This window comes from Winogradskyella pulchriflava, assembly GCF_042434315.1.
In the GTDB taxonomy this organism is placed as follows: domain Bacteria; phylum Bacteroidota; class Bacteroidia; order Flavobacteriales; family Flavobacteriaceae; genus Winogradskyella; species Winogradskyella pulchriflava.
The window spans coordinates 163,878-177,130 of sequence record NZ_JBHLTQ010000002.1; the positions used below are offsets into that span (position 1 = coordinate 163,878).

A 13,253-nucleotide genomic window follows, 5' to 3' on the forward strand; every position below is an offset into this window, starting at 1 on the left:
ATCTATTTTAAAACAAATGTTTTAATAGCATATAAAATATTAGTTAAGGTATCAATTAATTTAACAGGCTTTTTATTAAAGTTATTCTGATACAATTTCTCATATTTTAAAGCTCCATTTGCCACGTCAAAATATTGTTCAAACCACTTTATTGAATTTTGTGAATCTTGGTCTGTAAATGCTTGAAAAATATTATTCAAATTAATTTCAGAGTTAAAGTCTTTGACTTTTGTACGAGGTGAAAAGTTTGAAGCCAAAATTTCATTGAAATTTGAATTATTAACCAAAAGAGGATATTCACCTTCATTGTATGGTACAAAAACTAATTTATTGAGACTAGAAGCTTCCATAAAGTTACGTCCTGTACCAATAATAGCATCACCAATATCTACAAGTTCACTTGCGTTATGTGTAAAAACATCTGAAGTTTCAACTATAACTTTGTTTTCTAGATTATTCAATCTTATATGCTCTAGAACAGAATTTAAAATTTCCTCATTTTGAATTGTACCTAATATTACTAATTTTACATCAAGTCCTTTATTAGCTAACCATTTCAATAGATTAACACTTTGAATCATAGTTTTATGATAATGTTTTCCTATTCTATTTATTCTTAAAATGGTATGTTTTGTAAGGTTATGTTTGGCTTTAAAATCGTTAATTCTTGTATAGTCCAAATTGACTTTTGCTACTCTGTCGGGAATTAAAATGACTTCGGTATTTTTGTATCTGTCTCTTTGTCTGAAATAATCTAAATTTTCATCACTGACCAATACTAAGTTATCCGCTTGAGGAAAATATCTTTTAGGATTAGGTCCTCCACATTTCGTTAAATAGTTCTGTTGATTGAACTTCAATGAAATTAATCTACTAAAAGCAAAACTTTCTAAATCAAAAGCATTTATAGCATCAGGATTTATTTTTTTTGTTAAAGACTTAATACTTCCTAGGGCTTTAAAAAAATTGTAACCATTAAATTTTACAAAAAAAGTATTATAATTTCTTGAATCAAATACATCAGATTTTCTGTATCCTAAATTGATTATAAAAACATCATTATTTATACCTAACTCGTTTGCAATAGTATTTAAATCATGAAAATGCCCTCCCTTACCATGACCTACACTTGATATTAAAAAAACTATCTTCATTGCTTTAATTTTTTGATTAAATCTTTGAAAACTATAAAATCAGTTTTTTTAATCATAATTATTTGTTTTATCGGAATTTTCGTTTCTCTACTGTATAGTATTAAAAATAATAAAGACGCTATAAAATAACTAAAAGTAGATGATAATGCAGCACCAGAAGAGCCATAATCTGGAATCAAAACAAGATTAAGTATAATATTTATAATTAAAGCAGGAACCATTGCCTTAACTGCAAGCCATGGCTTGCCTTTGCCTGCTATATCCATATTTAAAACAGTAAAAATTGTGAGAAACAAAATACCTGGTGTTAAAAATTTTAGAACACGACCGCTTTCAAAAAAATCAGCCCCAAATAGACCTAATATTATATAATTAGACAACAATAACAATACAACTGACCCTATAATAGTTATCATTGAAGATAATCTTAATAGCTGTGTTATTTTAACTGAAAAAAGCTTATCGTTCTTTGCGACAGCACTTCTTGCAAATATAATAGCACTAAGAAAAAGAGGAACTTGCAACAAATACTCAGCCAGACTAGTACCTTTTGAATATATACCTACCTCATATGGCGTTGACAATTTATCAAGTAAAATAACATCAACTCGCAAATTTAGATTTACAATCAATAGCCCTAAAGCATACACTACTCCTAAAGAAATCATTTTTTTTATAATTAACCAATTGAAGTTTAAGGTAAAAAAAGACAAAAACTTATTCTTATTAAAAAGTATAAGCGACACTACCATTGGACCACCAATTAAGGCAAAGAAATAGCCTTTAATATCTAATTTTAAAACAAGTACACAAATGACAGTTAAAAATAAGATAACGAATGAAGGAATCCAATTTACTTTACTAAAAGAAGCAACATCGTTTCTTCCTAAAAAAATACCTGTATTATATGTATTAAATAGATTAAATGTAATAGGTGAAATTGCTAAGAGCACTAACCATATATCCTCTCCTTCATTACTAAAATAACTTATTAGACAAAAACAGGAGAGAACACTTATTATTGAGGTAAAAAACCAAATTTGAGTAATGGCTGTTTTAATTTCTTTCTCAGTATAAATTTTTTTTCCTAAAAAATAAACAGTTGATTGCCTAACACCCAAGGATCCAAACGAAATAAATAACGATGGATATACTAATAAAGCAGCTATAACACCATTTTTTTCAGGTCCAAGTGAACGGGCAATTATTATTGAAGTTGCTAAGCCAAAAACAGTCATTAAAACTTTAGAAGCACTAACACTAAAAACATCTTTTAAAAGTCTCGTCATTAAGATTTTTCTACTATTTTACAGGGAACTCCTATTGCAACCATATTATCTGGCACATCAATATTAACTACAGAACTAGCTGCTACTATTGCGTTGTGTCCGATGGTAATACCGCCTAGAATAACTGCATTTGAATATATTATAGCATTATCCTTTATTTTAGGATAGCTTTTTTCTTTACCCTTTTTACCGTCACTTCCTAAAGTAACATTTTGAAAAATTATAACATTGTCACCAATTTCACTTTCACCAATAACAACACCTACTGGGTGGACAAGCTTTAATTTTTCACCAATTTTAGCCAAATAAGATATATCACAATTTCTTTTAAATATAAGCTTCATTCTCATTCTAGAAGCCATTAATTTAAAGATTCTAAAATTAGATGTATACCAATACTGACCTAACCTATAATTAAATAAAACATTATAACTGGGATTAATAAACATTGTAATTAGACAATCCCAAATCGTTGCATTAGGTTTAGGGTGATCTCTCTTTATTTTTTTTAATGTATCCTTAAAACTAGACATATACAATAAACTGACCTACTATACTTACAGCTATAAATTATTTCATTAATTGCAAAGCTAAAATAAATCCAAGACTATCAATGCTTATTTGGATTTAAAGTAAACTGCTAAAGTTTATTTATGGCTTTTTATCAAAGGTTATTTGAATAAATTTATTAATTTGTCAACACGAAAACGTTTGCGTTATTTGTTTTAAATAAAACTCGCTTATCTTTACTTATTACAACAACAAACGACTAACTTATAAACACTATAATCTATGCAACACTTTTACACAACACTTAAAATATCTCTTTTTACAATTGCGGTATTTGTTTATGGGCATACGAGGGTTAATGCTCAAGAAACGTACACGATGCAAACCGGTAATTTTAATGCCATACATACCATACACACCAATGGCAGTTATTTTGCAGGTGGTTATAATAACAGTGCTACTGAATTAGGCACGTATGCAAATGGTTCAGGTGGAGGCTACACTGGAGATCCTGGTGTTGCCCTTTTTAGAACCTTTACGGCTAACGGCTCGAATAGTTCTGCAACAGTCAGACCTTTAAGGGTTGGTGATGAGTTTACGATTACGGCATACGTGGGTAACTCTAGTAGTTTTTTTAATAATAGTAATGCTGGTATTTCTTTTAATGGTAACCCTATTAATTCTGGCTTTGCAAACTATCAAGATGCTAATCGCTTAAAACTTCAAATTAATAAAGATGGTAATTGGTTTGGTGCTGCTTCAGGTACTATCAATGGGTTTTCTACGCCAGGTCAAGATGTTACTTTTAAATTTAAATTAGTGACTCCGAATAGAATTATAGCAACCATTACAGGTAGTAATGGAGCTGAAACCAGAGATGTGCTATTAGCAGGTACAACTGATGATAACATTGAAAGTTTTGTAATTTGGAATCAATCAAGTGGTGGTGGTAACGATATGTATTGGAAAAATGCAAGTCTTACCGCAACTGGCTCTATAGAACTTGGAGGTAGTAATGGTTCATTTATTGTAACCAGTACTTTACGAAACGGCTTTGAAGCTAACTCAGCCACTACAGTGAAACCTAATAATCTTATTAAGGAAGGTACTGGTACAGTTACACTTTCTGGTGATAATTCTTATACTGGAACGACTACTGTTAACTCAGGAGTATTACGTCTAAGAGGAGATATAGTAGGTTCTGACATCACTGTTAAAAGTGGTGCTACATTAGAAATCGACGATGACGTTACCGTAAAGTCTGTTACTGTTGAAGGTGGCGGCATTATAAAAGTGAACTCAGGCTATACCTTAACTGTAACGAATGGCTTGACTTTAGATTCTACTTCTAGTGCTTTTTCGAGTTTAATTTTAGACGGCACAATTGCAGGCAGTGTAAGCTATAAGCGCTATGTCAACTCTGACGCCAATGGTAAAGATCTTATAGCACCACCAGTAAATGGGCAAAGTTGGTCAGCTTTCTTGGCTTCTGGAACCAATGCAGCAGATTTAATGGATGATGGCAATACGAGTCCTACGACTTATACTTTTGGTCCGTTTGACAAAGTATCTGAGTCTTATATTACCTATACCGATACCGATGTTGCTACTTTAACTGCAGGAACAGGCTACAGAGCAGCTACAGATGCTGGCACAACATTAACCTTTACAGGTACTGTTGCCACTGGTGATGTTTTAGTTGATATTGATTATTCTGGTACAACGTATCCGGATTGGAACCTTATTGGTAATCCTTACCCATCTTATGTTCATATTGGTGATTTTTTAAGCCAGGAAACTGCTACACCTGGTAAAGATAATATTGATATCTTTTATCCTAACACTGGTATTTACGCCTATGCTGGTCGTACAATTGCGCCAGATGGCCCGATTTGGGATGTTATTACCCTGGCAAATGCCGGAACACGATTAATGGCACCAGGACAAGGGTTTCTTGTACCTGCAGATACAGACGATTCTGCAACTATTGATCTTGTATTTAATAATGCGATGCGACGAACAGGTTCTGGAGATGATTTTATAGCTGGCCGTGATGCTAGTTTATTGACGTTTTTAGATTTAGGCATTAGCACCTCTAACAAATGGTATAACACGGAATTTTATTTTAATGACAATGCCAGTCTAGGAGCCGACCATGGTTATGACGCTATCATGCTAGGAAGTACTGCACCAGCTTTTGCACTTTACTCTAATTTGGTGCAAGACAATACAGGACAGCCAATAGCTTTACAGGCCTTACATCCTAATGATTTAGTAGATGTTACCATTCCTTTAGGAGTGAATGCTAATCAAGGTGAACAACTAACGTTTAGTATTCGTGAAACCACTCTAGATAGTTCTGTAAATGTTTATCTGGATGATATTTTGAATAACACTACGACGCTTTTAAATTCTTCTGATTATGTGATTACACCAATTTCGGACCTAAATGGTACTGGTCGTTTTTACATTAGATTTACTGAGCAGGCTTTGTCTGATGATGACCATGATTTTAATGGTTTTAAAATTTATACTACAGCTTCGCCAAAAGCATTGCATATACACGGAAACTTTGACGACACCACTACGGCAAAAATCTATGATTTACATGGACGATTGGTACATGAGGAATCTTTTACCACCAACAACCAGTTGCACACCATTGCTGTGGATGCCTTTTCTGCTGGTGTTTATGTTGTAAGCTTACGTAATGCTACACAAGCACAAACGCAGAAGGTGATTATTAGGTAACTTATTAACACCTCTTTAAAACTGTAAAGCGCATCTTGAAAAGGATGCGCTTTTTTATGTTTACACCTATAGTGACATTATTGGGTTGTGTTGTGTCTTATACTAGAGATTAACTGTTTGTTAATATTAAAATTATAATTTAGCCCTAAGTTTTAGTAACTTTGCTGACCTTTATTTTGTAAAGTAGATAATCTTAAAAAAAATACGTTTTTAATATGAAAAAAAATTACTTTGGTTTAATAGCACTTTTAATTTGCGGTTTTGCTTTTGGGCAGACAACGATATTTGATCATGCAGGCGGTGGTTCTGCTCCAGCGGGTTGGACATTTAATAATAATGTTACAACTAATGCTATTGATCGCGGAAGTTATTGGCTAGTTGATGCTGGAGGTACAAGTGACGAAATTATAACATCTTCAATAGATTTATCTGCTTATAGCTCAGCGGAATTCTCTTTATCTGTTGCTTCATTTGGTACCGGAAGTCATAATCAAGCATTAATAGAAATTTCTTTTGATGGTGGAACTAATTATACACAAACAGAAACTTCTCCGACAACAACTGGTTCTTCTTATATCAATGGAGGAAGTTTTACTTTAAATACTCTCAGTTCTACAGTAGTTATAAAAATCTCCAACACCGGAAGTTCTGGTCGAGGCGTTAGGTTACAGGACTTAGTTTTGACAGCTGAAGCTGCTACAACTAATACACAAGTACAGTTTACATCTGCATCAGCTACAGTTGGTGAGGCTGATGGCACCTATGATTTAACGTTTTCCATAACAAATGAAGATGCAACTAATGCCACTACTTTTGATGTAGTACTTACAGCAGGTGAAGCGGCAGATATTAATAGTTACTCAACTCAAAGTGTTACTTTCCCAGCTGGTTCTTCTACAAATGAGACTCTAACTGTCACTATTACAGATGATGCTTTTTATGAAGGTGACGAAACCTTAACGTTTAGCATTCAAAATATTTCAGGAGGAAATAGTGCTGCAGCTGGAGCTAACTCTAGTTTTGATTTAACGATTGCTGATAATGATCCTGATCCTTCAATAGTAATTTTTATTGAAGATTTTGACAATACTAATCCTAAATGGAATAATGATATTGAATCTCAACTTTTTGTAGATCCTTCTACACCTAGTGAAGGTTTATTTATACAAGCAGCTTCGTCTAACAATATTAATTTTTCTGGCAACACCGTATTTGGTAGAGATTTAGAAGGTGAGTCTGGTGAACCATCATTGGCTCCTTATACTTTTACATTTGAATCTGTAGATGTATCTGATTTCACATCTTTGGTAGTAAGTTTTGATTATCATGCTTTTGCTAACGCTGAAACCGGTGAATATGAAATTGTTATTGATGGTGTTGGGCAAGGACAAGTTGAATATTTTAATGACCCTGATTCTTCTCCTGGTGTAAACGGAACTATTTCTGTTCCTGTAGCAGATGGTGCTAATACTATAGGATTAATATTAACAGGAACTCTTAATGGTGGAAGTGACGTTATTGAGTTTGATAACTTCACAATAAAAGGAATTTATAATGGTTTAGTTTTTGTTGACGGAGTTTGGAACCCAGCAGCTCCATCCGCAGCAACTGCTGCATTGGATGCTTTGGTGCTCAGTGGTACTTATACTGTAACTACAGATATTGCAATTAATAATATGGTTGTAAAGCCAGGAGCCAATATTATCATAGACCCTATTTTTACATTGACTTCTAATAGTTTAACTTTAGAATCTACGTCTTCTAGTTACTCAAGTTTAATTTCTAATGGTACTATTATAGGTACCATAAACTATCATCGTTTTACCAATACTGTAGGTACAGGAGCTACAGGTACCGGAGGCAATGATCTTATTTCTGTGCCTTTACATCCGACCGTGTTGGGTGGATTAACCTTTGATACGTTTTTAACGCAAGGGTCACCTGCTAACTCTACGAAATTAGCTTCACAGACTACAATTGTAACGACTTATGCTTTTGGACCTTATAATAACACTTCGTTAGTTCCTGCTTACGAAAATTACGACTCTAACAGTACTGATGTTCTTGAAATAGCCAAAGGTTATAGAGCAGCTACCACAACCGGTGAAAACCTTACTTTTACAGGTATTCCGTTACAAGCTAATCAGAGCATTATGCTTACTAATCCATTAACAGGCGGATCGCAATGGAATTTAATTGGTAATCCATTTGCCAGTTATGTTGATGCGCAAGCTTGGTTAACTGCAAATAGCGCTATATTAGACTCTGAAGCTGTAGCCATATACGGCTACAACAGTGGTACTTACTCTGGTAGTGAAGCTACTGTAAATAATTTTACTATCATTAACAGTTCCGCTAACAACAGCTTAAATATTGCACCTGGTCAGGCCTTTTTTGTGGCCGCAGGCCCAGGAGATCTTTCTGGTAATGCAGGTTCAGTAGTTTTTGCAGGAAATGACGGTTTTCCTGCCGATATGCGAATTACTACAGGTAATGACGATTTTATTGAAGGCCGCACAACAAATGAAAATTATCATTTAAAGCTAGAACTTACTGGCACAAACAGTGAAACCACTAATTTTTATTTTAATAACAATTCTAGCAGAGGTTTAGATCCTGGTTATGATGCCGCTACTTTAGATGCTTTTACTTCTGAGCACTTATTGTATTCTCATTTAGTAGAAGATAATACTGGTAGAGCTATGGCTATTAATTCTTTATCAGTGGATGATATGTCTGATGTTACTATTCCTTTAGGAGTAAATTCTAATCAAGGAGAACAACTTACATTTAGCATCAATACAAGCACCTTACCAGATGGTATTAGTGTTTATTTGGATGATACGTTTGCAAATACTTCTACTTTATTGAATTCTGCTGATTATGTTTTAACACCATCTACCGATTTGAATGGTACAGGACGTTTTTATCTTAGATTAGCAAATAGCGCTTTATCTACTGCAGATACGCGTTTAGATGAGTTGACTATTTATACCAACCAAACTGACCGTACGATTGTTATAGCAGGACAGTTAACAGAAGATACTACAGCTTATGTTTATGATATTCAAGGCCGTTTAGTGACTACTCAACAACTTAATAACCAATCTGGATTACAAACTATAGATGCCCACACACTTTATACTGGTGTTTATATCGTTAAGTTATCTAGTGGTAATAGTAACAGAGTAGAGAAAGTTATTTTAAAATAAAACTAATAACCAAATACTTAGGTAAGTATGTTGGAAAATTGAGGTTTTTTAGTTTAATTGCAGTATATTAGATTGAAAATTAAACTAAAAAGCCTCAATTATAAAAATGTAAAACTTTTATTTTTGATTAAAGCTTTTTACATTTACTATTGATAAATAAATTATTTTATTATTTTTGAACCAAATTTAGGCTAGTGCCATGAAGAAAGAAAACCATACAGATAAAATCACACGTAAGGATGCTATTAAAAAAATGGGCAAGTATGCCGCATTAACAGCTGTAGGAACTTTCGTGATTTTAAACCCACTTAAAGCGCAAACGTCTTCTCCACCAGATCCAGGAGGGAATCCTTTCGATTAATAATTTCCTAGTTATATTTTGAATAATGACTTAGCACCATCTCATCAACGGCTGTTTGGTCCGTATTGGTTATTATGGTACTCTAAATCTAACAACTATAGTATTGTTGGTTCTGAATTCAAAACACTTTTAGATTATTATTTTCAATCCGATTCCTTAGATGCGTATAAAGCTACTCTCTTAAAGCTTGATTCTACATCTGATCCAAGTCTTATTGCCCATAACCTTAACACATATTTGCAAAATTGTAATGTCGTTAAAACATTACCCGAGGAATTTTGCCCAAAGTTTAAGGCCTCTCATCGTAACATCACCAAACAGTATCGTATTAACGGTAAAGGGATTCAAATTCATTTTGATACCGATCTTGTACAGAAAACCATTCATCCTGCGTTGGCTCATATGGAAGTCTCAGCAGAAACCGAAAATGCACAGGTTGTTTTTGATGTCTATATAGACACTGACCGTCTTTGTTTATTTAAGAATGCTCAGTTGATTACATCAGTTCCTAAACGCGATTATCATTTATTGCAAGGCAAATTTGTAATGCAGTTGCTCACGACTATTTATGATAACGAGGAATCTGATTGGGTAGGCACTTTCCATGGGTCAACAATCTCAGATGGTTCTAATTCAATTTTATTTATTGGCAAATCCGGAAAAGGCAAAAGTACGTTGTGCGCCCTACTGGCTGCCAATGGTTTTGAATTATTGGCTGATGATGTTTCGCCTATGCTTTCAGAAAACCGTCATATTTACCATAACCCTTCTGCTATATCCATTAAAGCGGGAGCTTTTAGTACATTACAAACCTTAATTACAGATTTTGATAGTTTACCAACCACACTGTTTAATACCACTAAAGGCCCTCTAAAATATATACCATGTCCTACACCTGCAAGATCTCACTATCCTTGTAAGGCTATCATCATGGTAAATTATAAAGCTGAAGCAGCAACGCGTTTAGAACCTATATCTATTAAGGAAATTTTAGAAACTATGATACCTGATTCATGGTTGTCACCAAACCCTGAACATGCTGCGCAATTTTTGGATTGGTTAAGCGCTACTCAATTATTTCAATTAACTTATAGTGATACGGATAGTGTCCTAGCAACCGTATCTACAATTTTTAACACCTTTAAAGCCGACCAATAATACTTATATTAGAGTTTTATTTAAAATAATATGGATCATCTAGCCCTTACATACCAACATATTGCAGATATCCTGAGTTTTGAAACCACAAATTCTGAGTTAGAACAACGTTTAAGTGATCCTAATTTTAATTGGGACGCTATTGTTATTGAGGGTAGTAAGCATTTGGTTTTACCCGCACTTTATTGTCGGTTAAAGTCTAAAAGCCTGCTTCATGTCTTACCAGAAGAACTCCATACTTACTTAGAGGAACTAACAGCCATAAACCGAAACCGAAACGCATCTATAATAGAGCAGGCACATTCTTTATCTGCTTTGCTCCATCAAAACACTATAGAGCATGTGTTTTTAAAAGGTACAGCATTATTACTTTCAGGAACTTTTGAAGACATCGCGGAACGTATGATTGGTGATATTGATATTCTTATTAATACCAACCAGACTGAACTTGCCTTTGACTTGCTAAAAAACAATGGGTATTATCCTATCTCGCAGACTTTAGGGTATTCTTTTTTTGGACACAAGCATTTGCCTCGATTAAAAACAAAACAACACATTAGTGCTGTAGAATTGCATGAAAAATTATTTGTTTCATATAAAGACAAGGCTCTTATTAATGCTAATGTTTTGCTTGAAAAGCAAGCGCAACACAAGGTGCCTATTCCTTCAATGGATCATCTTTTGAGGCATAACATTTTGAATTATCAAATAAATGATAATGGAAAACTGCACAACAGTATTAGTTTTAGGTCTGCTTATGACACTGTGGTATTGCTAAGGCAACAAGATTTTAAAAAGGGTAAGTATCGCGACTCTGTTTTTAAGAGTTATTTTAATATCACGGGCTTGTTTTTTGAAGATATTGGTAAAACCTTTGATGTCCGCACAAATTTTTCAACAGCATTTTACCGTTTTAAGCTAAAGCATCTTAAATTTTATAAATTCTGGAATAAAGCTTTGAATTTGTTTAATTTTTTAGGATTATTGCTAAGGCGTGTTCCGTTTTTTGTTAGTAATCAAGCCTATAGAAAGGCTGTATTTAATGACAGAAAGCGTGTTTACAAGTATTTTAAGTCCGTTTTGAATAATATTTAAACTTTTTTGTGATATAAATATCAATAACTTTACATCATTATTTGTTTTATAAATCATAAAGTTTACCTTTGAATAAAATGAATTTAACATGAAAAAATTAATTTTATTATTAATATTAGTTTCTTTTAGCCTATCTTCTTCAGCTCAAAGAAGTGATAGTGAATGGTTTGCCAGTGTTGGTATAAACGCAATTAATAGTCTTGGGACGCAATCTCCAATTAACAGTCCTGGTGATTGGGCAAACGGTTTACCAATATCTTTAGGTATTGAAGTTGGTTGGACGTCTGGATTATCAATTGAGCAATCCTTAACATTGAATAAATTTGCTGAAGGCGATGAAATTGATGGTGTAGAACTTGATGACGATTTTGCATACACCTCTTTTGACACGCATGTAAAGTACTATTTTGGTAAACACATTTTCCCAAAAGCTGATTGGCTAGATTTTTACGGTAATGCTGGTATCGGTATATTTGCTATAGATGATACTAATATTTCTGCAAATATTGGTGGAGGTGTTTTAGTTTGGTTAAACAGAAGACAAACTATTGGTATTAGAGCGCAAGCTATTGCAAAATTTGCTTTAAACCATAAGGATAGTGGTTTAGCTAATAACCATTACCAAACGCATTTACAGCTTGTTTTTGCACTATAATTAATAACATTTATTACACAAAAAAGCCTCAATATTTGAGGCTTTTTTTGTTTTTAGTGTGTATGTAAATTTCTATCACCTAACTAACTTATTTTGCCAATAACCCATCAAAATACTCAATAGTGTATTTAAGTCCTTCCCGCAATTGTACTTTTGGTTCCCAGTTGTTCAATTCTTTTTTAGCCAATGAAATGTCTGGCTGTCGTTGCATTGGGTCGTCTTGCGGTAATGGCATATAGGTTATTTTTGATTTAGAACCGGTTAATTCTATAACTTCTTTAGCCAATTGAAGCATTGTAAACTCAACCGGGTTTCCAATGTTTACAGGTCCAACGAAACCATCTCTAGAATTCATCATTCTTACTGTGCCTTCAATTAAATCATCTACATATTGAAAACTGCGTGTTTGCGTCCCTTCTCCAAAGACTGTAATGTCATCCCCTTTTAAAGCTTGTACTATAAAGTTTGAAACTACTCTTCCATCTTGCGGATGCATTCTTGGTCCATAGGTATTAAAGATTCTGATGATTTTTATCTTTACCTTGTTTTCTTTATGATAATCCATAAATAAGGTCTCCGCACAGCGTTTTCCTTCGTCATAACACGAGCGTGTACCAATAGGGTTAACATTTCCCCAATAACTTTCTGGCTGAGGATGGATTGTTGGGTCTCCATAGACTTCGCTTGTTGAAGCTTGTAGAATCTTCGCCTTAACACGTTTGGCAAGACCTAACATATTTATAGCTCCCATTACCGAGGTTTTAACCGTTTTAATTGGGTTATATTGATAATGAACAGGTGAAGCTGGGCATGCCAGATTATAGATTTCGTCTACCTCAACCATATATGGGTTGGTAATGTCATGACGTACCAATTCAAAATAATGGTGGTCCATTAAATGTTCAATATTACGTTTAGAGCCCGTGAAATAATTATCTAAACAAATAACTTCATTACCTTCATTGAGCAAGCGTTCACAAAGATGAGAACCTACAAATCCTGCGCCACCAGTTACCAATATTTTTTTCATGTATTGTGTTTATTTTATCAATGCCTAAAAATAAGACT

At 33.7% G+C, this 13,253-nt stretch carries 10 protein-coding genes; 6 read left to right on the forward strand and 4 right to left on the reverse strand.

All coding sequences use genetic code 11. The features are described from left to right. Window positions 1–2 precede the first annotated feature (2 nt). The 3 genes from ACFFGA_RS05890 to ACFFGA_RS05900 are packed head-to-tail and all read right to left on the reverse strand — an operon-like array spanning window position 3 to window position 2,976. Entirely contained in the window at window positions 3–1,154 is a 1,152-nt protein-coding gene (locus tag ACFFGA_RS05890) for a glycosyltransferase family protein (RefSeq protein WP_386061065.1), read from the reverse strand. Next, complete coding sequence (locus ACFFGA_RS05895) at window positions 1,151–2,443, reverse strand: oligosaccharide flippase family protein (RefSeq protein ID WP_386061067.1); 1,293 nt, start codon at window positions 2,441–2,443, stop codon at window positions 1,151–1,153. The genes ACFFGA_RS05890 and ACFFGA_RS05895 overlap by 4 nt, the downstream gene beginning before the upstream one ends. Continuing rightward, complete coding sequence (locus tag ACFFGA_RS05900) at window positions 2,443–2,976, reverse strand: serine O-acetyltransferase (protein WP_386061070.1); 534 nt, start codon at window positions 2,974–2,976, stop codon at window positions 2,443–2,445. The genes ACFFGA_RS05895 and ACFFGA_RS05900 overlap by 1 nt, the downstream gene beginning before the upstream one ends. Before the next feature lie 259 nt (window positions 2,977–3,235). Here ACFFGA_RS05900 and ACFFGA_RS05905 point away from each other — a divergent pair, with 259 nt between their 5' ends. The 6 genes from ACFFGA_RS05905 (at window position 3,236) to ACFFGA_RS05930 (ending at window position 12,185) form a co-directional block, all read left to right on the forward strand. After that, window positions 3,236–5,704 (forward strand): DUF8693 domain-containing protein, encoded by a 2,469-nt coding sequence (locus tag ACFFGA_RS05905; RefSeq protein WP_386061073.1) that lies wholly within the window; start codon window positions 3,236–3,238, stop codon window positions 5,702–5,704. A gap of 215 nt (window positions 5,705–5,919) precedes the next feature. Then, window positions 5,920–8,916 (forward strand): DUF8693 domain-containing protein, encoded by a 2,997-nt coding sequence (locus ACFFGA_RS05910; protein ID WP_386061076.1) that lies wholly within the window; start codon window positions 5,920–5,922, stop codon window positions 8,914–8,916. 199 nt (window positions 8,917–9,115) lie between these two features. After that, window positions 9,116–9,277, forward strand: a complete 162-nt coding sequence (locus ACFFGA_RS05915) for a hypothetical protein (protein WP_386061079.1) — start codon at window positions 9,116–9,118, stop codon at window positions 9,275–9,277. Between the two features lie 18 nt (window positions 9,278–9,295). Beyond that, entirely contained in the window at window positions 9,296–10,435 is a 1,140-nt protein-coding gene (locus ACFFGA_RS05920) for a hypothetical protein (RefSeq protein WP_386061082.1), read from the forward strand. 30 nt (window positions 10,436–10,465) lie between these two features. Further along, entirely contained in the window at window positions 10,466–11,530 is a 1,065-nt protein-coding gene (locus ACFFGA_RS05925) for a nucleotidyltransferase family protein (protein WP_386061085.1), read from the forward strand. An 88-nt stretch (window positions 11,531–11,618) separates the two neighbouring features. Then, on the forward strand, window positions 11,619–12,185 hold the full coding sequence (locus ACFFGA_RS05930; RefSeq protein WP_386061088.1) for an outer membrane beta-barrel protein: 567 nt from the start codon (window positions 11,619–11,621) through the stop codon (window positions 12,183–12,185). A gap of 88 nt (window positions 12,186–12,273) precedes the next feature. On the opposite strand, the gene ACFFGA_RS05935 is transcribed toward ACFFGA_RS05930, so the two are convergent. Next, the gene (locus ACFFGA_RS05935; RefSeq protein WP_386061091.1) at window positions 12,274–13,215 is read right to left on the reverse strand and encodes a UDP-glucuronic acid decarboxylase family protein; all 942 of its coding nucleotides are present in this window, start codon (window positions 13,213–13,215) and stop codon (window positions 12,274–12,276) included. Between the last annotated feature and the right edge of the window lie 38 nt (window positions 13,216–13,253).